Genomic DNA, 20,682 nt, shown 5'->3' with positions numbered 1-20,682 from the left:
CGATTAATGCTCACTTTGCTTGCGTTAGCCTACGATGCCTGTACGCTCTACACTTTCGACGAAATAGCGCTGTACGAACAAGTACATGATGATAAGCGGGAGCATAAGCAGGAGAACGCCTGTATTCAGCAGCATGGATTGATACACAAGATCGGGTTCTTTGCCAAGCACAGAGCCCATGTCTGCTAACTGCGTTGATAATACTTTTACTTTGCTGAGAAACAACGAAACATAATAGCTGTCATTCCACTGCCATACGAAGGAGAACAGCACAACCGTAACGATAGCAGGAACGGCATTCGGCAGCATGATCTTATAGAAGGTTTTAAAAACACCTGAGCCATCAACAACGGCCGCTTCTTCAATCTCCTTCGGAATGCCTCGGAAAAATTGCCGAAAAATATAAATATAAAGACCGTTTTTGAGCCCCATTCCCGTTGCGGATGAAATCAGGAAAGGCCAAAAGGTATCAATTAGATTAAAGCTGTCCCTCTTCGAAAACAAACCTACTAAACCGAACATATCAAAGTACCTATACGTTAAATATAGCGGAATCATAATCGTCTGCGGCGGTACAACAATGGTGAATATAACGAATCCAAAGAGGATGCCGCTGCCTTTGAACTTCAACTTTGCAAACGCGTATGCCGCTAGCGCACAGGATGCGAGTTGAATGGCAGTCGTTCCCGCCGATATCAAAAACGTATTCAGTAGAGTAGCCCAATAGTGGGTCGCTTCCATCGCAATTTTAAAATTATCCAACGTGAAGTTTCTAGGAATCCACAGCACCGTCGGATCATAGATATCAATTTTGTTGCGGAATGCGACCGAGAAACGAAGAAATAGCGGAAATAATATAATAAAACAAAAACCAGAAACGAGTACTGACCTTAGCAACGTCCATAACAATCGCTTCGATCTCTCGACCGGATTATAGTGGCGGTGAAACCTTTCCGCGTGAATGGCCGGCAGCTTCATGGCCTCTCCTCCTTCTCAATCGTAGTAAAACACTTTTCTCGAAATGATGCCCGCTGATAGGCTAAGTACTATTGCGACAACGATAAAATACACCCAAGACATCGCTGCACTCTGCCCGAACTCAAACGTTTTGAATGCCGTTTCTGAAATAAGTGCGTTAACCGAATTGTTATTGAATGAATCAATAATAGAATAAATTAAATTCGTCAGAATAAGCGGCGTCATCATTGGGAATGTAACTTTCCAGAAAATCTCATAGCCCGTTGCCCCCTCAATTCTTGCAGATTCGTACAGTGAGGGAGAAATGGATTGCAAGCCCGCAAGAAAGATAAGAATTTGGACGCCAGAGGAGCTAATAATTTCATAGATTCGGTCAACCGCATCCGAAATATAATTTACGAATACAGGCGCCAAGCCGGACTCCATCATCATCTTTTTCAGCTCGAAGCTCTGCATAAGGTTTCCGCTTCCGCTAGATGAAGAAGAGCTTCCAACAAAGCTGCTAATGTCCATATTGGCTATAGCCGCAGATGCTAGAATAACGGGTAGAAAAAAGACTGCCCTTGCCATCGCTCTTCCTCTGAACTTCTGATTCAATAGCACCGCTGCAAAGAGACTGAATACGATGATGATTGGCACATTAACGATCATATCTGTAACCGATTCAGTCAGCCTGCGCGGAAAATCCGCATTTGTCAGAAATAAATGACGAAAGTTTGCGAAACCCTCATACTTTACTGCGAAGCCGCCTTCAACCAAACTTATTGAGCTTAAGCTGAATCGTAAGGATTGAATGAGCGGCATGATAAACAGCATGACTAATCCCAGCATTAATGGCGTGGCGAACAACACGCCGCACCATGCTTTTTTCTGCGCCAAGGTCAATGGCTTATTGAACATCTGCCTCACCGCCTACCTGATAACTTTGAGCTGCAAGCTGCATGCCCTCTACTGCTATCGCCTTATTATTGTAGTTGATCGTAATGACATAACCGTTCTGAAATGTCGTTTCCACGACGCCCGGCACGATTTGTCGATGCTTCACAATGACCTGATTCCGAACCTTTGACAATACGCCATTCGCTTCCTTATAGAGCTGCACCGCTTCATCAAGCCAATCTTTGTAGTTCAAAGCATAAAGGTTATCGTAATCGGTGTCCTTCACTTTCGTTGAGTCACTGGCATACCATTGATAATATAAGCTCGAGCCCGTTTCCAGCGCCTTCAGCATCGATAGACGAGGATTTTGTTTATCATCCATGTTGTAAGGTGAGCCAGCCAAATCATAATAGCCATGTAATGCAATTTGATAAAACGGAATATCCTGATCTGTAATATTCATCAGACTGCTCTTGGTCGGTGCGTTTACGATTACATCTGCATAAGGCAAGCTGTATGCGTTGCCGCCATTCACCATGATCGTTTGCGCCTGAAGGCTCAGCTTATTTGTCTGTGTCTTAATCATTTCCAACGCTTCCTGACGGGTTATCGTTTTATCCGGGTTGTAATCGGAATTGACCTGATTTCCCATATCTCTTAGCGATAATCCCTGCAGGCCGAGCGCTTTGTAATCCGCCAAAAAACCGTTTATTTGCTTCGGCAGCGCAGCAGGCGATAAAATATAGTGGGAAAATTTTGAAGTATCCTGATCGTACATAACCGGATTATATTGATAAACCTTTGCTTCTCCGCGATCAAGCCATGTAGCCGATCCGCTGGAACCTTTGTATTTTTCCAAAAAGGCTGTATCCGGGTAGAAGCCGATCCCGTTTTTCTGCGCAAAATCAGCTAGCTCACGAAGCCCTTCTTTGCCTCCCAGCTTATTCACGACTTTGATACTTGCTGGCGAGCTGTGCCGAATACCATCATTAAACCACCCGACATAACGTAAATCGATATGGTGGATATCCGTATCCATCAGCTCTTGCAGCAAGTTTTTCGCTTCAGCAAAGCTGGTTAGCGATTGTGTTGCTTCATACGGTATTCCGAGGAATGATTTATCTACCCGGAATGCTCCTACCAGCTCCATCACAAACGGCGAATCCTCGACTTTATCCAGCTTTTGTATATTGAATTTTTGGATTAAGTAATTGCGATATTCAGCAGCCATTCCTACATAATCGGATGCTTCACCGCTAAGGAAGGAATATCTTATGGATAAGTCGCCGTCATACCTTTTCTTTTGGAACATCGGCACGGAGCTCGTTTTTGTCCCCGACGTAAGCGTGTAAAAGTCCATTGATGAAATTTGAAACTTGCTGCCAACGGTATTATAGGAGTCGTTCCGTCCGCTTACATCTGCTATGATGCTTGCCATCGCATCACCATTTTCAATGATCCCAAATAAAGCATGGTCGGATCGCTTAAGCCCAAATACCGGCAGCCTCGTCATCTCATTAGTCTGTATTTTCTCTTTCACATTGTACGTACCGTCATTGCCGTACACAGGCAAATTGTAGGGTTCCGCTTGGTGCTTTCCGCTGTTCAGCTCAATTAGAGCGCCTGCGCCGTCAGGCACGAACAAGTATCCCGATTCCTTCACACCAGCAGCGCCAAAATGTTTAAGCACCTGTACGCTGGCAATTGGATATTCCGCATTGAATTGCAGCTCCTTGCCCGGAATCGTTACGACAAGCTGCTCATTATCCAGCGTATACTGAATTGGAATCGTAAATTCTGCCCTTGCGGCTGATGCAGCGTCGGCTGCACCGTTTTCTTCGTTATCCTGCTGCGCATCTTCCGCTGTGTAGCCCGCAGCTTCGAGTGCCGCAGATATTTCCTCCGCTACGTAATCCTGCAGCTTCCGGACGACATAAATTTGTTTTGCCTCATCGAAGCTGAATTTGTATTCAACACTTTTCCTCAGCTCTTCATCGGCAATCTGATCCAAGATTTGCTCTTGAAATCTTTTTTTGCTGATTACCTTTGGAATATTAGCGAATCCTTTGGCAATATTGCCTATTCGATAAACGACTTTGATCCCGTTCTCTTCGTCCGTTATTTCAAATTGCTGCTTTGCGACGCTATCATCATAGCTGTTGAAAGCATTGACCTGCCCTTTTTCATTGTAGTAAGTAAGCAGCACCTGTGAGGATAGCTCTGAATGGTACAAAGGCGAAGCTTTCTGATCCTCGCTTCTCTCTACCGGGTTTGAAAACCAGACGTAGCTGTCGCGTTTGTCCTTTAGGGCAATTTCTGCCGTTTCACGGTTGATATAGAGCTGAAGCGCGTCATTTTCTTTCACTAATTCCATCGCCGACAACGCTTGCAGCTCCTTATCCGTGTTGACCGCAGTTGATTTACGTCCTGCTCCAATCACCCGGTCTTCCTGCTGATCAGAGACGGCCTCAGCTTCTTTTGTACCGAGGTTTATCTGTGCTCCAGCTTCTTCCTTCTTGCTGCAGCCTGCCGCACTTGCAGCAACAACGCTCGCAAGCAGTGCCGCGAACAGGATGCTGGACATCTTCCTCTTACCTGTCACGACCATCTCTCCTTCCCGCACGCTACAATCTGAACGATAATTCCTTATAGACAGAAATGGCGAAGCTGATCATCTGCTGAAGCATGCTGAATAATAATACCCCGATAAAAACAATAATTCCGATGACAACAAGTGTAAGCAGCATCGTCATAACCGTTTTCCCAGCTGAATATTGATGCACCGTCATCGTACCTGTGAAGAACAGCCATACTGACCAGATCAGGGCAACCCCATCAAGCAAATAATAGAACGAGCTTTCGCTGCCTGTAATTAAATTGCTGTACAGCGTTTGAGGCAAATAAATGATAACCAATGGCATCATCGCATAAGCTGTCGCCATCACAATTTCCTTGAATTTACCTTCACCATCCATCAAGGTCGTTAAGGACCAGTTCGCAACACACCACAGAACAAAAGGCAATACGATAAAAGTTAATTCGTTCAAGCTGTTCAATTGGCTTGGGTTGTTGAAATTGACGACGAAGCCGCTGTATTGCCGTTTAATAATGGTGAAGATGACAAGCAGAAACACAATGCCGAAAGCGAGCTTGAGCCTGCCCTTTTGCTCGTACTTCATTTCCCAGAAGCCATTAAAGGGATGCATCATCGTGTAGAAAGGATTTTTGATAATGCCGAACTCCTGAAAGTGCTGACCATTCACCTTTCTCCGATTCCACTTCATGAGGGCAAAACCAAGTACAACAGCTAGTGCAACTACGAGAACAATAGTGCCAAAATGCGCCAGCACGATGCTTTTTCGATAACCCTTAAAGGCTTCGGAGTAATACTCCCTGTTGTTCCCAAGCTTAAAATAAGACATCGCCTCATGATATTCGCCTTTTTTGAGCAGAGATTTGCCGATTCCTAAATAGGCCACCTCCACATTTCCGTTTAGCTGAAGCACCTTCTCCCAAGCGGCTGTGGATTGCTCTGTTTTGCCATGATAAAGCGAAATAACGGCTTCCCTAATCAAGCTGCCATAGCGGGTTGGCTCAAATGCGGTCAACCGTCCGTTATCTTTATCCAGCACAAGTATATGATCATCCATAATTTCAATGGCAGAGGGGGTACGGAAATTCTCCTGCTTGCTTCCTAATCCTCCAAACACGTACAGCAGATTTCCATCCTTGTCGTAAGTAAATATCCGTCCCCGCTTAGAATCGAGTGCGGAATACATGCCAGCTTGATCCGCAGCCACATCGATGAATATGGAGCTGCCCGGATTGGTCCCCGTCTTCAAAGTGCCAATATCACCCTTGGGCGGAAAATAACCCTTGCTCCGCAAAATATCAGCTCCCGATGGATTCAGCCGTTTGATCGGCCGGTTCGAATCCTCTTCTGAGGTTGAGGTGTAGATGAACCCGTCCTCGTCAAGATCGAGATTGTTAAATTCAAGCGGTATGAACTGCTCCATTTGCTGTCTCTGTGCTTTGGTCGATATCCGTTTCCAGAACAGATCAATCGGGCTGAACTTTACGCGGTTCGTTCCAATAAAGCCGATAAACTGCCCTTCATCGTCAAACTCCATCATTCCTTCGTAAGACCCGCGGCTAACGACTAATATTCGCTTCGCTTTATCAACAGCTACCTTAATTGGCGCGTACTGAAACCCTGGCCGCAGCAGCGTTGATTTAGGCTCGACTATTGCTCGTATGAACTTACCCGCAGTATCAAATACGACAAGTCTTCGGTTGAGTGTATCTGCCACATAGATGAGACCATCGTTTGTGCCAAATACCCCCTCCGGCTTATTCAGCGCATCTTCTTTTCCTTCATTCTCAAATTTGGAAATGACCAGTTCTTCTTGAAATTCCTTGTTCAATATAATGATTCGGTTATTGCCCGTATCCGCAATGTATATTCGCTCATCCTTGCCAACGAACATATCCATTGGCGAAGCAAGACGTCCACTGCTCCAGTTGTCACCGTAAATGACTTGCTCCATTTTGTATGCATTCGGCGAGGGCACAGCATCTCCCCAATAGGAATACTGATAGGTATCTATTGCGGCTTCTGCAACAGGAGCGGCCGCACCGATCATGAGCGATGCGATAAATAACGCGGCGATGATTCTCTTCATCCGTTGCTTCCCTCCTGTTATTCCTTCAAGCCTGATGTAGACATGGTTTGAATAATATTGCTCTGCGTTACGATAAATACGGTGATCGGCACAAGCATCATCAGCAGTGTTACCGCAGCTACCGGTCCTGTTCTAACAAGTCCTCCGCTTGCGATTTGGCCAAAAACGTAATCTACCGTTTTTAATTGCTCGCTGTAAATATATTTGTGGCTCGTTACTGAGCCATTTGTCCATAAGCTTTGCAAGGAGAAAATGATTAACGTCAGCCAAGCTGGCTTAACGATCGGCATAATAATTTGCCAATAAATTCGGTATTCACTCGCTCCGTCAATTTTGGCTGCTTCTAGCAGAGCATCCGGGATTTGCTCCATGAATTGCTTCATGAGATACAATCCTAGAGTCATGCCGAAAGCAGGCAGCAATATCGCCCAATACGTATTAATCAGACCAAGCCACGATATGATCATGTAGTTCGGCACTTGTGTAACGTAGGCGGTAAACATAAGGGAGAGTACAACGAGCGAGAACAACACTCGTTTCCCCGGAAATTTAAGCTTGGCAAGAGGGTAAGCCGCTGCCGAAGCAAAAATGACATGCCCCACGGTGCCCACGATAGCAATGAAAAAAGTATTGAATACGTATCTTGAGAAGGGCACCCACGAATCACTGAATATACCAAGCAAATCTCTAAAATTTTTGAAAGTAGGATTTCGAACGAACAGCTTTGGAGGAAAGGAGAAAATTTCATCCAACGGCTTAAATGCATTGCTGATCGTGAACACAAGCGGCAATGCCATAAAACAAGCGACGCCGCCAAGCAGTAGAAACAGCAGTATATCGACTGACAAGGAACGATTGAGCCTCTTTGACACTTTAAAAGATCGTTTCATCCCTCTACTCACCCACTTTTCCCAGCAGCTTCTGCGTTAAGAGATTTGTAAGGAGCATGATACTGAACAATACCGTGGCAATCGCCGACGCATAGCCCATCTCATACCGAATGGATCCGTAATCAACCAAATGTGTAACAATGGTGTGTGCTGCGTAATCCACACTTGGAAAACCGATCATATAGATGGAGATCTCTGCAATGGAGAACGCCAACGTAATTTGGATAACCGCACCAAACATCAGCTGTGGACGCATAGCAGGCAGTGTTATGAACCATAATTCCTGCCAGCGGTTGCGAATGCCGTCAATGCTTCCCGCTTCGTACAGGGTGCGATCTACATTTTGCAGCCCTGCGATAAAGGCTAGAAAGGATGTGCCGAGACTTAGCCATAGCTGAACGAGAATAAGAATGCCCAGCACATACCTCGTATCTTGCAGCCACTGAATCGGCTCCATAATGAAGCCCCACTTCATTAGAAAGGAGTTCGCATAACCATAAGAGTCGCTTGCGAACAATAGCTGCCAAATCAAATAGGTATTGCCCGCAATCGATGGCGCATACAAGACGAGCGTTAGGAAAGCTCTTATCTTCGGCCTTAGTTCGTTAATAAGCCATGCAAATAAGAAGCATGCCAAGTAACTAATCGGCCCCGTAATGGCCGCGAACAAAAACGTGTTTTTTACCGCAATCAGAAAAATATCGTCTTGAACGAGTAATCTTGAATAGTTTTGCCAGCCAATCCACCTAGGCTTCTCAAGAAAATTAAAATTCGTAAAGCTGAGCAGCAGCGATAATAGCACAGGGAGTACAGTAAATGTGCAGAAAATAATAAAGTATGGTGCCAGCAGCACATAAGCGTGTTTACTTTTTTTCATTTCAACAAACATGCGCGTTAATTTTGGCTTCAGCTCTTTCCCGTGAGCTAGAATACGTGAATCGCCTTTCCCCCTCGTTACGGGGCGGGCTGCTAACTGCTGTTTCATTTAAGCCCCTCGTTTCTAATAAGGAAGATTAAATTCCTTGCGCTTTAATGTAATTTCCTCATTCATCGCCCTTACATATTTGTCCATCGTTTCACGCGGATCTTCTCCTTGAACGACAACACGGCGGAATGCATTATCGATATTTCTGCCTGTCAAATATCCACCCGGAACCTCTGGTATGCCCTTAACCCATTTCATTTGCTCCTGCAGCATTTGAAAATCCTTTGTTGGCCAAGGAAGTGAAGCTAACGCTTCCATATTTGCCGTTGGGTATCTAGCAGCAGCACCCATTCGAATTTCCATTTGTCTGCCAAAAGCAACCTGCGTATCTTTGCCTGTCCACCATTTCAAGAAGGTCCACGCCTCTTCTTTGTTTTTCGCTTGCTTGAACATAATCGATGCCGAGCCTCCGCTGCCTACCTCGCGGTGGAAGGAACCATCGGCAGCAGCAACGCCTGGAACAGGCGCAAATGACCACAGCCCTTTGATCTCAGGCGCAAAAACAGTCAGCTTGTTATACATCGTATAATCGACGATACCGATTGGCATTTCGCCTGTTCGGAAGCGGTTTGCGAAATCAGCTGCGATTGGAATTTTATAATTGACATAAAAATCGGTCCACTTCTTGAACTCCGAAATCGATGTCTCTGAATCCAAATCACTCGATTTACCACCGTCCTTATAAAACTGGCCGCCTTGCTGAAGCAGAAACATCGCAAATGCAGGATTTGGCGGAAGCGTCATAATATTCGTCGTTGCAAGCTCATTGCCAATGGAATCAAGCGGCTTTTGCGGTAAACCAAACTGCAAGTTATGCTTCTGGAGCGTAGGGAGCATATCATAGACATCCTGCCACGTTTCCGGCACTTCCAAATGAAGCTCATCCTCCAATATATCTTTTCGGAAAAACATCATTGGAAACGTTTGCTGCTCAGGCAATGCGTAATAGCTTCCTTTATATTCATAAGGCACCATGGCGCTGGCCAGAAACTGCTGCTGTACTTCCGGATAATCTGGAAACGCAGATAAATCCTGAAGAGCGCTGCGGCTCGCGTAATTCATCGGCAAGTCGTTGCCAACCTGCAAAGCAACATCCGGCCCTTTCCCCGAGACGGTTGACGGTAGAAGCACATCCGCGCTTACGAGTTTTAAATTCACATGTATGCCCGTCGTACTCGTAAAACGATCATCTATCAATCGTTTAATGACTTGTGCTTGGTCACGAGCCGATGTGACCCATACAGTAACGCTTTGCTTCGTCTCTTCTTCATCCGAGAAATCATCGTAATTTTCACTAAAGGATGCTGCGAACGATTTGATCCCAGTTAACATCTTTGCCCATCTGGTTGCTTCGGGCTTCGGCAGCTTTGCTTCTGGCGAGCTAACGATCAAATAATCCAAAGCAAGCGGCTGTTCATTGATTGTAAGCATCCATGAGCCAAGCGCGCCAACATTCGTCTTAAATGCTTCGATCCGTGATGGTACGGATTCCGGGCGGCCCGCCATGTCCTTAAGCTGATACGCTAGTCTATTAATAATCGCTGTACGGTCATTTCCACTCTCGGATGGTCCTTCCATACTGCTCGCAATGCTATAAAGCAGCTCGCTTTGTTTCTCAAACACTTCAATCATTTCAGGGATGCGCTGTTCCAGATTGTAATCACGGAAGGTATCCGGAACGGTACCTGTATAGCTGATGATTTGGCGATACATGGCATTTAACTCAAGAATGCTCGTTTCCACCGATCGCAAAATTGACGCCAGCTCGCCCAAAGTCACTTCCATCCGCAACCGATGCTTGCCTTTAGTGAGATGGAATAAATAAGGCTCATCTTTGCTCGTTCCCAAAACATTCATTTGCCAAGAATGGTTATATGGAAACTGAACCTCTTTCAACTCCTTAAAGGGCAGCTTCCCATCTATATAAATGGAGCGCAGCGCAGACATGCCATTCAAATAGTTTTGACGGTTTTTCAAAGCGATTTGATAGAGCCCTTCTTGCTCTACTTCAATTTCCCATTCAATCCATTGTCCCGGCATTCTCCATGCCCATCCACCCATTGCATTATTGCGAAGCTTTGATACATGGTAAGGTTCGACCGCGGGAGAAGAACGATCATTATAAGGCAGCAAGCTTGGCGTAGATTTGTATAAAGCTTGCTCTGCTTGAAGCTTGATCGAAACGTCTGCAGCCTGCTTTAGCCCATCTTCTTTATACTTGCTGGCAACCTCAGCATATGTAGGAGCAATTTCCGGTGCAGACAGCTTCAACCAATCGATGACGAGCGGCTCTTTAACCGAAGTCAGCGTCAGTGTATGCTGGCCTCTCGAGAAATAAAATAAAAAAGGCTCTTCATAAAAGCCTGTGTTATCTTTAATTAAGCTTTCCTGCCACATATGCTCTTCGATTTGGTTAGGCAGCAGATCATTTCCCCTTGCATCGCGATCGAAGCTTTGCTTCTCGTTTTTCCATATTCGATTGAAGGTTATGCTTCTAGCTTCATTAAAAGGCGATTGCCCATCCACTAACAGCTCCCGTTCAATATCTGAATCCTTGCCCGGCTCGCTATAAAAATGTATACCGAGATTGTATAGTCCTTCTTGCTTAACCTCGAATGCCCAGGAAATCGCACCTGAATCTTCCGTGAGAACCGCTTGCCCCTCATTGCCCGCTCTATTCTCAACGATAGAAACTTCCATTCCCTTAACCTCGCTGTAGCTCTCCCCTTCGATTACAATCGTATCGTTAGCCGCCAGTTGAATAGGATCATATTTAGACAAGTATTCGTCATAACCACCCTTTTCATATGGCGTATCTAAAGCCGTCGAATGGGTATTCCGATTGCTTGCCGATGTTCCTTCAGCAGTAACCGTGCCGTTTAGTGCGGACTCCTGAAAAAACAAGGAGACGCAAACAGCTAGTGACAGAAGCAATAACGAAATGACTTTAACGCTTGGTCGCCGCATCGTTTCCCCCTCCTCCCTAGCAGGCTCTCTAATAAAATAGGAGCCTGCCGAGAGTTTTTGACAAAATTTTATTTGTTGTCTTGAAGCAATTTGTTCATGTTCGCTTCAAACTGCGGTTTGATTTTGTCAACTGCAGTGGACGGCGATACTTTGCCTTCTGTAATTTCTTTGACGACACCTTCAAAGAGCTTCTCGCCATCTGGAATGCCATAGTAGGAGATATACTCAATGTTGTCGGCCATCTGTTTCCGAGTATCGAGCGACTCTTTACTTGGGTAAGAAGTTTCCCATGACTCATTGGCTAGCTTTCTGCCCTCTTCATGAAGACTAATCTCATCAAGAATTTTCACAGCAACTTCAGCATTTTTCGAATATTTAGCTACCATGAACATATTGCCAAACGGTGTGTAGGAAACATAGCGATCAGCCTTAGGGCCTTTCGGGAAGAAAACATAACCAAGTTGTTGATCCTTCATACTATCGACAAACGTGCCAAGCTCCCAGCTAAATCCTGCATAGATAACGCCTTTGCCAGCGATGAATTCTTTCGCTGCATCCTCAGGAACCGGCTGCATGATCGATTTATCTGTGTTGTAGAGATCAGAAATGAACTGCAAGGACTCAATCGCATTTTCACTGTTCATAGCGAATTTGTATTCTCCACTTGCATCCTTGTCCAGAGCCCCGTTGTTCGTGTAGACCATCTGCTCTGCAAATGCTTTAACTTTACCGTAAGCGCCGGTTACGCCAAATACATCTGTTTTTCCATCGCCGTCTGTATCCTTCGTTGCTGTTTTTGCAAATTCACGGAATTTATCCCATGTCCATTCGCCTTTTTGTTGAAGCTCGTATGGATCCTCTAGGCCAAGCTTCTGAACGAGCGTTTTGTTATAAAACATGCCGTACGGAGAAGGAGCTGAATCCGTCATCCCGTATTGCTTGCCGTCATAACTTCCTCCAACCTTCATCCAGCTAATATATTTCGGATCATTCAAATCCAAAAATTCATCAACTGGCTGAATGAACTGTTTGTTCACAAGTTGTGGAAACGCCCAGAAAAGCTCGATCCGAACGATATCCGCAAACGGTGTGCCTGAGAGAGAGGTCGTCGTAAAATTTTCAATATACTTTCCATAGTCGCCGAACTTTACAAATTCAATTTTGCCGTTATATTTTTTCTCCGCAGCTTCAATCAATTTGATTTGCGCTTCTTCTGCGGGACCTTTTTCTTCTACTAATCTTGGATCTGCTCCGTCGTACCAAACGCCGATTTTAATCGTCTGACCTTTTAAATCGTATTTGTTCTCTTCCGGCGCCACAGTCGCTTCTGTTGTTGGTTCAGCATTTGTCGGAGAAACTGCATTCGTTTCTTTCCCTTGATTGCTGTTAGCACCATTTTTACCGGAGCATCCTACAATTGAAACCATGAGTATTAATGCAATGACTGCAAACGAGCGTAATTTTAGCTTTTTCATTTAAAATCCCCCATCATTCATATTGGATTGAAATTTTAAAAAGACATGATTACGAAACGCTAAACCAAGCTCTAGACAGAAATACCGAACAGCCCTCCTTAACGGCATAATAAAACCAGTTATAAAGCGCTTACATTCTTCGCAAGCAAAAATAACCGATATATCCATTGTTGTACAATCGGTTCGTTCTCAAGGTGCATCACTTCAATTACAAACCGACTTGGCTATGTAATTAGATATACCTTTTAGCCTGCTTACAAAAGTTATTATAATCGCAATACTATTTTTTGTAAACAATGAATATACTTAATATAGTAAAATACATTATTGATTATACCAAATAAAAAAGCTGGCCATTATGGCCAGCTTTTTACACTATAATGAATGACGCAGAATAATAGATTGCCTATACCGATTTGACCGAGGCTTGATCATCTACCGTCTGCATGCCAATGGACTCTCTTTCTACCACACGAACGGGAACTTGTAATTTTTGCGGTGAAAAATCAGCTCGTTCAATTCGATTAACGATTAATTCAGCCGCTTTACGGCCTATTTCGTTATAATCTTGGGCTACGGTCGTAAGCGGAACCTCTACATGCTGCGCAATGATATGATCGTCGAAGCCGGCAATTGAAAGCTGTCCTGGAACTTGCAATCCCATTTCAATCGCGTTTTTAAGAAGATCGACGGCAAGGTGATCATGCTCAACTTGAATCGCTGTTACTCCAGCCTGAATCAGCGAAGTAATCATTGATTTATAGAAGGTTTTGCTATTTGTTTCATCTACTTGTCTATAGAAATCCGAAACGATTAAGTCAGGATCAATCGGAATTTTGTAATCCTTTAGCGCATTGCAGTAGCCTTGATACCGGTCCCGCACCGAACTGCGAAATTCGATGCTGATGCTGGAAACAAAAGCAATTCGCTCATGGCCAAACTCAAGCAGCTGCTTCGCGATCTCATAACCGCCTTCAAAGTTATTTGAAGTAACGCTCGTAATCGGAATGCCTTCAAAGTACTGATCAATCGTCACAATCGGGTAGTCATTCCAATAAATAGCATTGATCAAATCGATATTGCTAATGGTGCTGATGGGATACAATATGATGCCGCTTGAACCGTTCTTAGGAATTCGAACGAGCAGCTCCTTCTCTTTGTCCCTGCTCCAATTGCTGTTATGAATGCTTAAATAATAACCTTTATCGTCCAAATAGTCCGATGCTCCGGTTATATAGTCCGATTCATGTGTCGCCATATAAGGAAGAATCATTGAAATAATCCGATTGGCATTTGATGTGCCTGTATCGGATTCGATATAAATCTCTTGTTTTTTGACAAAGCTCCCGCTTCCGCGCTTCCTGTATATTAGGCCTTCACGTTCCAGCTCGATTAATGCTCGCTTCGATGTAATGCGGCTAACCCCTGACTTCTCCGCCAATTCCACTTCTGTTGGAAGTTGTTGATCAGGCAAATATTCTCCCGATTTTATCTTTTCCTTGAGATCCTCAAGAATGACCATATACAAAGGTTTGTTATCGGACTGCATGCTCATTCACTTCCAGTCTATCCGTAATGCATTTCTTGTATTGATTATACCAAATCAATTCTTTATAATGCAAATTAAATATACCAACTTCATTCAAGTATACCTGCAGTATTTAGGAGAGGGATGATCATAATTATGAATTCAGACTGGACAACACAGGTTCTAGAAAAATTCGCCTACAAAAGGAGCCTAGCCAGCTTGCGTGAAGAGCAGCTATTCAGCGTTTTTCAGCAGCCCTTAAGCGCGGATGAGCAGTTTGCGCTGCAATTTTTATATGCCTACATGCCTCTTAATGACTTAGCTGATTATAATGGTGAACTTTTTCTTAGCCATGTACGGGCTTCCCTTGCTATTCGGAATAAAGTGCCATGGGGCAGCACAGTGTCCGATCATTTATTTTACCACTTTGTTCTCCCATATCGGGTCAATAACGAGAACATCGAAGATATTCGAAGCTTGTTGTTTAATGAATTGTTCGAGCGCGTTCGAGGACTGTCCATGGAAGATGCCATTTTGGAGACTAACTACTGGTGCCATGAAAAAGCTACCTACATAGGAAACGACCAGCGCACCGTATCTCCTTTAACCATTATCCGTACCACTCTCGGACGCTGCGGAGAGCAGTCCACACTTGCAGTTGCTGCACTCCGCAGCATCGGAATTCCTGCAAGGCAGTGCTATACACCACGCTGGGCCCATTGTGATTCCAATCATGCTTGGGTTGAAGCTTGGGCTGACGGTCGTTGGCATTTTCTCGGTGCTTGCGAGCCAGAAGCAAGGCTAGACCAAGGCTGGTTTAGCGCCCCTGCCCAAAGAGCTATGCTCGTTAATACGAGAGTTCCCTCCAACTATGCAGGCCCCGAGGAAATTACGCTGCAGCATCCTTGGTATACCGAAATTAATTTACTAGACAACTATGCCGTAAACAAGACCATTACGATCAAAGTACTTAATCAAGCTGGTTCCCCATCTAGTGCTAAGGTACACTTCCAGCTGTATAATTACGCCGAGTTTTCTACTATTGTGACAAAGACGACAGATCAAGCCGGGCAAGTTACCCTTACAACTGGACTTGGCAGCTTATATATACATGCTGTTGGCGAAGAAGGCTGGGGCTCTATACTTATCCATACGGGAGACGCGAACGAATTTACAATGGTTATGAGCAAAGAGGAAGTTCGAGGCGGCATTTCGGATATTGATATGATCCCCCCGCCATCTGTGGACAGCAAGCTGACTTCAGCCGCCACCGAGCAAGAGAAGCAGAAAAATAGTGAGCGAATTCAAGAGGGCTCCCAAATTCGTGCTGCATATGAAGCAACATTTGTTAGCTTGGAGCAGTCTTCTCAGCTAGCTGATCAGCTGTCCCTAAATGGAGATCGGGTATGGAACGTCCTTCAAAAAGCTAGAGGCAACAGCCATGAGATTTATGCTTTCTTACAAAATCAATCGCCTTTATATGGAGAATGGCCGCTTTTGCTGCTGGAATCACTTCATGAAAAGGATTTGACAGATACGTTTCAAATCTCGTTAGATGATCATCTACTTGGTTCTTTGCCTCTGATTGGAAGTCAGGATACCGATTTAGATAAATCTTTTACCAGCAAGTATCTTCTTTGTCCGCGTATACATTATGAGATGATTGCACCCTACAAGCATCGTTTCCAAGAGCATTACTCTGAGGCAGAAAAGGAGCTGTATCGCGGTCAACCTGAGGCCATGTACGAACGGCTTGCAGGTGAATTTGATATTATCGAAGGCATGAATCATTATAACGGCTCTGCCACGCCGCTAGGCAGCTTTGAATTACAAAAAGGCGATCGGCTTTGCTTCCATATTCTTCTAATCGCAACAGCAAGAAGCATAGGAATACCAGCTCGCCTTGAACCAACTGATTTAAGGCCGCAATACTTTATGCTAAGCCATTGGACTGACTTTTGTTCGGAGGGCACCTCAGCGCCAGCACTAGGTTTTGTTCATTTCATCAAAGACATAGCAGGAGATGTAGAAGAAGCCGCCTATTTCAATAACTTCACGATTGCGCGCTTTACGAAGGGCATGTATCACACACAAATGCTCCCCTTTGGCAAAAAGGACGTATTCGACGCGCCAATAGAATTGGTATGCGGACAATATCGGTTAATAACCGGAATAAGACTTCCAAATGGTACGGTAAAGGTCCGGCTTGCTTATTTCGACATTTCTCCATCAGCTACAACAAAATTGACATTGAGCTTCTGCAGCAAGGATATGGAAATTCCAATTCTAGCCTCACTCTCCGCTGATGCCATGGATAAGGAGTTATTCTATCTACAGATTAGCATGAAGGCAGCCGTTCAGCCTCGCGGCGCAGTCATCGCTTGGATCGAGCCAGACCGTGAGCCTTCAAAACATCTGCTGAGAGAGCTTCGAGAGCTGGCTCCTGCATTTGAGGCATGGAATGGCCAAGTCATATTGACAGCGGGTGAAGATAAGCTGACCGCATCCTTCTCATTAGAACAAGATGCTGCCTTGCCCCGAAACGCTTCTTTCCACCTTGACCAGTCATACACTGGCCTTAACCTCTTTCAGCCCTTGATCGTGCCGAAGAGGATGGAACAGTTTCCCATCCTGTTTGTTTTGGATAATGTAGGACGAATCCGTTACATGTCAGAGGGATACAAGCTTGGAACCGGCAAAGAAGCGCTTGATGCCATTCATGCGATTGCTAATTCTCTTCAGGAAAAAGATTAAGCCGATCCTCGGATGCTGGTGTATAGCTATATGTACGGCTTAGCTTCACTACTCGGCGATTTGGTCTGCGAATAACGACAGAGGACTCGTCCCATGCTACAACGATACCTTTAACGTCATTTGCTTCGATTGCATCTCTTACAACTCTTATTGTCTCACCGCTTACGCGATATTGATCCAATTGCTCTTCACTTATCATTGCAATTCCTCCTGCTTCTATTCTAACCCGTATGATTATTGAAAAACCTCAATGGATGCTTACGCATCACATTGAGGTTTACTTCAAAATATAAAATAATAATAAGGTTTAACTTATACTTATATCATTCTTTAAGTTAACCTGCATGCTCTTTCGCGTCATTCGTTTCATACCACTCATCCAGCACGCGTGATGACATCACTCGTTTGCCGATATATTCGCCTTGACGGTCAGTGAATTGCTCCCGCCATTCAATAGACAATTCGTCGCAAAGCTTCACGATAGTGAGCAGCTCTGACCATGCTACATAACGTTTGTACCAGAAAAATTGCGGATGCTCAATCATATAAGGATATAAATCATCAAATTCCGTATGTTTACAATCTAGTGCACGCTCAAAGTGGACTTTAGCATCGCTTAGCTTTGTATACATAAACTCTGCAGACATTTCCCCCATAGTATGTGCCTCCCCTCGATCACTTCTGTACCATTATAAGCGATAATGCCGGATGCGAAAAGAACATTTGTACTGGAACTTATTACTCAAATTTAATTTCACCGTTATCAAGCGATGAAATGCGAACGAGCGGCTCCACACGAATTCCTTGTTCCCGTAATGTTCTTCCTCCAGCTTGGAATGACTTCTCGACAACGACGCCAAGTCCAACTAAAGCTGCTCCCGAGCGCTGAATAATTTTTATCAATCCACGCGCTGCATCGCCGTTGGCAATAATGTCATCAATAAAGAGTACCCGATCTTCAGCCGTTAGAAACTGTTTGGACACCATAATATCAGTCACCATTCCCTTTGTAAAGGAAGGAACACGTTCCACATAAGCATCCGGATCAGCAATTAATGTCTTCTTGCGGCGAGCGAAAACGAGCGGTACGCCTAGAGTATATGCGGTTGCAAAGGCAGCGGGTATTCCCGACGACTCCACCGTTATCACCTTCGTAATTTGCTCCTCCGCGAAGCGCCTTGCAAACTCTTGTCCCATTTCCATTGTCAATGCTGGGTCGACCTGGTGGTTGATCAAAGCATCCATCCGCAGTACATTGCTAGACAATACGGATGATTCTGCTAAAATACGTTGTTTTAAACTTTCCATCTTTCATTACCTCCACCAAAATCCTTTTTGATAACGTACCATAGGTCAGGCAAAAAGTGCAACCCTATTGAAGGGATCGTTTTTAATCCAAAAAAAATCTAGCGAATTCAAGCGAGAAATTTCATATCTACAGTAAAATAGAGAAACTTTTACCACATTTTACACGTCTAATTTAATATCATAACTCTTGAACGAATTCAGCTGCACATTTATAAATATGGTTCATTATACCGATGATATTTCCTATAGGGAAAGGAGTGTAAACATTGAAAACCAATCGATTATTAACGAAAAAAGCTGCTATGCTCGCGGCAACCTCAACGCTTGCCTTATTGCTTGCCAGCTGCCAGAGCGCATCGACAACCACGCCTGATACTTTCACAGATGACACAGCTCCTCTTCTGACCAAGCAGACGAGCAAGCCTAACAGTCCTCAGAACTCTTACTCTGAGCTAACGGAAAATGAGCTTCAAATGGACGAGCCTCATGTGAACAAAGTGGATACGAGCAGCAATACAAACGCTGAAACCTCAGCAGTCAGCAAGTCAGAGAATCCCAAAGCGCCGGTAAAAACCGAAAGTGAGGATGCATTGTGGCAAGCAGACGCGCCTCTTCTCCATGGCGTAGCAATTGGCGATACCCATGCTTCGGTTGTTAAGCAGTTTGGCAATCCGCAAGACAGCTACAAGCTTGAGGAAGAGACGGATCCTGTTACCGTGCTTGAGTATGACGGATTTGCAATTGGAATCAATGCTAAGAAAAAAACACAATTTATAGAGCTTTTTGAAAAAAACATTCAAGCTGGCCTAAGCGGCCTGCAAATTGGCGACAATCCGGAAGCTGCACTGCTTGCGCTCGGCAAGCCTGAGAAGCAAACCGCATATTTGCTCACTTACAAAGCAAACAAAGCGCTGCTTAAGCTGGATCTTGATCCCGAGCATAACGAAATCATTTCCATTAAGCTTCTCGCTATCAGCTAGACAGAATTTAGCATGCGAAACTAATGTATAGAGCAAACCAAGGCTGCCATTGAAGGAAATATACCACAGCACTACCGCCGCTACTAGAATGAAGGCCCTCTCTGCTTCTAAATATCCCGTAGAAAATCGTAATATTTTGAAAAAAGTCATGCCTGTCCTCGTTTGGACATACCTTCTAATTATAGAGGGTTTTCGAACGGAGGACGGTAGACGATGTGGAAACGTACTGGAAAAGTATTACAAATCGCTTCAACTTACATGGGGACAATCGTGGGGGCCGGTTTTGCCACCGGCCAAGAAATACTTCAGTTTTTTACCCGCTTTGGTTACTGGGGTACGGTCACGATTGTAATATCTACCGTTTTGTTCATTTGGCTAGGCACCAAGATGATGCTCATTGCAAGTGAAATTAGAGCAAAGTCGTACGAAGACTTAAATAAAGCATTGTTCGGCGACAAATATGGACGACTTATCAGCCACTTCATGTTAGTCGTACTCCTTGGCGTAACCGCTGTTATGCTCGCAGGTGCCGGCACTATCTTTTATGAGCATTGGAATATTTCTTATCAATCAGGTCTGCTTATTACGATTGCCGCTTGTTATTTTTTGCTGCGCAAAGGAATGAATGCTATTCTGACGGTCAATGCGATCGTCGTCCCTGTTATGCTTCTGTTCACTGTACTCATCATAATCAATACATTTCAAACGCCAGGTGCAGACAAGTTCATTACTTTATCAAGCGACCATTCCATCTGGGCCGCTTGGGCTTCACCTTTTTTATATACCGCCTTCAACCTCTCGATGTCGCAAGCTGTGCTTGTACCGCTGGGAGCAGAAATTCGTGACCGCAAGGTCATTATTGCTGGCTCATGGGTCGGAGGAATCGGTATCGGATTCATGCTGCTGGCTGGTCACATCGCGCTTTCTGTTCATATGCCAGGCATTCAACAATTCGCAATTCCGATGGGCGGGATTGCTAGGCAGCTAGGGCCTAGTGTACAGTTTATTTACGTTTTCATTATTTTCGCTGAAATCTTCACGACACTCATTGCAGACATTTACGGCCTCACCCTTCAGCTTCATGAGCGTTTGAAATGGGCTCGGAGCTTGATTGTTCTACTTATCCTCGCGATATGTTATGTCGCCAGCCAAATCGGATTTGGTCCGCTGCTGTCCACTCTTTATCCGTTATTCGGCTTGGTCAGCTTGGGCTGGCTCATCTTAATTATCCGCAAACGTGTTATTACTCATTAGAG

The 20,682-nt window shown here is 44.6% G+C and carries 15 protein-coding genes; 3 read left to right on the top strand and 12 right to left on the bottom strand.

From position 1 onward, the window contains the following. Nucleotides 1-24: 24 nt before the first annotated feature. From MHH56_RS12600 to MHH56_RS12560, 9 genes are all read right to left on the bottom strand, one after another. Nucleotides 25-978 (bottom strand): carbohydrate ABC transporter permease, encoded by a 954-nt coding sequence (locus MHH56_RS12600; RefSeq protein WP_076270037.1) that lies wholly within the window; start codon nt 976-978, stop codon nt 25-27. Between the two features lie 15 nt (nt 979-993). After that, a complete protein-coding gene (locus tag MHH56_RS12595; RefSeq protein WP_076270038.1) occupies nt 994-1,878 on the bottom strand; it encodes a sugar ABC transporter permease in 885 nt (294 codons plus the stop codon). Then, nucleotides 1,868-4,441 carry a DUF5696 domain-containing protein gene (locus MHH56_RS12590; RefSeq protein ID WP_339208577.1) on the bottom strand — a complete coding sequence of 858 codons (2,574 nt, stop codon included), beginning with the start codon at nt 4,439-4,441 and terminating at the stop codon, nt 1,868-1,870. The genes MHH56_RS12595 and MHH56_RS12590 overlap by 11 nt, the downstream gene beginning before the upstream one ends. A 40-nt stretch (nt 4,442-4,481) precedes the next feature. Further along, on the bottom strand, nt 4,482-6,539 hold the full coding sequence (locus tag MHH56_RS12585) for a YIP1 family protein (RefSeq protein WP_339208575.1): 2,058 nt from the start codon (nt 6,537-6,539) through the stop codon (nt 4,482-4,484). Nucleotides 6,540-6,556: 17 nt separating this feature from the next. Continuing rightward, entirely contained in the window at nt 6,557-7,429 is an 873-nt protein-coding gene (locus MHH56_RS12580) for a carbohydrate ABC transporter permease (RefSeq protein WP_076270040.1), read from the bottom strand. Nucleotides 7,430-7,433: 4 nt separating this feature from the next. After that, nucleotides 7,434-8,318 carry a sugar ABC transporter permease gene (locus MHH56_RS12575; RefSeq protein ID WP_256711010.1) on the bottom strand — a complete coding sequence of 295 codons (885 nt, stop codon included), beginning with the start codon at nt 8,316-8,318 and terminating at the stop codon, nt 7,434-7,436. A gap of 111 nt (nt 8,319-8,429) precedes the next feature. Next, the gene (locus tag MHH56_RS12570) at nt 8,430-11,381 is read right to left on the bottom strand and encodes an extracellular solute-binding protein (RefSeq protein WP_339208573.1); all 2,952 of its coding nucleotides are present in this window, start codon (nt 11,379-11,381) and stop codon (nt 8,430-8,432) included. A 68-nt stretch (nt 11,382-11,449) separates the two neighbouring features. Further along, nucleotides 11,450-12,856 carry an extracellular solute-binding protein gene (locus MHH56_RS12565; RefSeq protein WP_339208572.1) on the bottom strand — a complete coding sequence of 469 codons (1,407 nt, stop codon included), beginning with the start codon at nt 12,854-12,856 and terminating at the stop codon, nt 11,450-11,452. Between the two features lie 406 nt (nt 12,857-13,262). After that, the gene (locus MHH56_RS12560; RefSeq protein WP_339208571.1) at nt 13,263-14,405 is read right to left on the bottom strand and encodes a GntR family transcriptional regulator; all 1,143 of its coding nucleotides are present in this window, start codon (nt 14,403-14,405) and stop codon (nt 13,263-13,265) included. Nucleotides 14,406-14,540: 135 nt separating this feature from the next. Between MHH56_RS12560 and MHH56_RS12555 the strand changes: the two genes are divergently transcribed. Continuing rightward, on the top strand, nt 14,541-17,138 hold the full coding sequence (locus MHH56_RS12555) for a transglutaminase-like domain-containing protein (RefSeq protein ID WP_339208570.1): 2,598 nt from the start codon (nt 14,541-14,543) through the stop codon (nt 17,136-17,138). Here the strand turns inward: MHH56_RS12555 and MHH56_RS12550 are convergent. The 3 genes from MHH56_RS12550 to MHH56_RS12540 form a co-directional block, all read right to left on the bottom strand. Further along, entirely contained in the window at nt 17,113-17,337 is a 225-nt protein-coding gene (locus MHH56_RS12550; RefSeq protein WP_339208569.1) for a hypothetical protein, read from the bottom strand. The genes MHH56_RS12555 and MHH56_RS12550 overlap by 26 nt on opposite strands. Nucleotides 17,338-17,473: 136 nt before the next feature. After that, nucleotides 17,474-17,794 (bottom strand): hypothetical protein, encoded by a 321-nt coding sequence (locus MHH56_RS12545; RefSeq protein ID WP_076270046.1) that lies wholly within the window; start codon nt 17,792-17,794, stop codon nt 17,474-17,476. 82 nt (nt 17,795-17,876) lie between these two features. Beyond that, on the bottom strand, nt 17,877-18,446 hold the full coding sequence (locus MHH56_RS12540) for a xanthine phosphoribosyltransferase (RefSeq protein ID WP_076270047.1): 570 nt from the start codon (nt 18,444-18,446) through the stop codon (nt 17,877-17,879). A gap of 266 nt (nt 18,447-18,712) precedes the next feature. Here MHH56_RS12540 and MHH56_RS12535 point away from each other — a divergent pair, with 266 nt between their 5' ends. Next, nucleotides 18,713-19,426: a hypothetical protein gene (locus MHH56_RS12535; RefSeq protein ID WP_339208567.1), complete on the top strand. Its 714-nt coding sequence runs from the start codon at nt 18,713-18,715 to the stop codon at nt 19,424-19,426. Nucleotides 19,427-19,639: 213 nt separating this feature from the next. Further along, complete coding sequence (locus MHH56_RS12530; RefSeq protein ID WP_339208565.1) at nt 19,640-20,680, top strand: hypothetical protein; 1,041 nt, start codon at nt 19,640-19,642, stop codon at nt 20,678-20,680. The last annotated feature ends 2 nt before the right edge of the window (nt 20,681-20,682 follow it).

Origin of the sequence: Paenibacillus sp. FSL K6-3182 (assembly GCF_037976325.1) — a bacterium.
Taxonomy (GTDB): domain Bacteria; phylum Bacillota; class Bacilli; order Paenibacillales; family Paenibacillaceae; genus Pristimantibacillus.
The sequence above is the reverse complement of the archived record's forward strand: the minus strand, read 5'-3'. Positions and strand labels throughout refer to the sequence as shown.

What these genes read in the sequence shown, in the direction of transcription:
- MHH56_RS12600 (WP_076270037.1), bottom strand. Translation starts at nt 978, where the DNA reads ATGAAGCTGCCGGCCATTCACGCGGAAAGGTTTCACCGCCACTATAAT.
- MHH56_RS12580 (WP_076270040.1), bottom strand. Translation starts at nt 7,429, where the DNA reads ATGAAACGATCTTTTAAAGTGTCAAAGAGGCTCAATCGTTCCTTGTCA.
- MHH56_RS12560 (WP_339208571.1), bottom strand. Translation starts at nt 14,405, where the DNA reads ATGCAGTCCGATAACAAACCTTTGTATATGGTCATTCTTGAGGATCTC.
- MHH56_RS12585 (WP_339208575.1), bottom strand. Translation starts at nt 6,539, where the DNA reads ATGAAGAGAATCATCGCCGCGTTATTTATCGCATCGCTCATGATCGGT.
- MHH56_RS12595 (WP_076270038.1), bottom strand. Translation starts at nt 1,878, where the DNA reads ATGTTCAATAAGCCATTGACCTTGGCGCAGAAAAAAGCATGGTGCGGC.
- MHH56_RS12575 (WP_256711010.1), bottom strand. Translation starts at nt 8,318, where the DNA reads ATGTTTGTTGAAATGAAAAAAAGTAAACACGCTTATGTGCTGCTGGCA.
- MHH56_RS12590 (WP_339208577.1), bottom strand. Translation starts at nt 4,441, where the DNA reads ATGTCCAGCATCCTGTTCGCGGCACTGCTTGCGAGCGTTGTTGCTGCA.
- MHH56_RS12555 (WP_339208570.1), top strand. Translation starts at nt 14,541, where the DNA reads ATGAATTCAGACTGGACAACACAGGTTCTAGAAAAATTCGCCTACAAA.
- MHH56_RS12530 (WP_339208565.1), top strand. Translation starts at nt 19,640, where the DNA reads ATGTGGAAACGTACTGGAAAAGTATTACAAATCGCTTCAACTTACATG.
- MHH56_RS12545 (WP_076270046.1), bottom strand. Translation starts at nt 17,794, where the DNA reads ATGGGGGAAATGTCTGCAGAGTTTATGTATACAAAGCTAAGCGATGCT.
- MHH56_RS12540 (WP_076270047.1), bottom strand. Translation starts at nt 18,446, where the DNA reads ATGGAAAGTTTAAAACAACGTATTTTAGCAGAATCATCCGTATTGTCT.
- MHH56_RS12565 (WP_339208572.1), bottom strand. Translation starts at nt 12,856, where the DNA reads ATGAAAAAGCTAAAATTACGCTCGTTTGCAGTCATTGCATTAATACTC.
- MHH56_RS12550 (WP_339208569.1), bottom strand. Translation starts at nt 17,337, where the DNA reads ATGATAAGTGAAGAGCAATTGGATCAATATCGCGTAAGCGGTGAGACA.
- MHH56_RS12570 (WP_339208573.1), bottom strand. Translation starts at nt 11,381, where the DNA reads ATGCGGCGACCAAGCGTTAAAGTCATTTCGTTATTGCTTCTGTCACTA.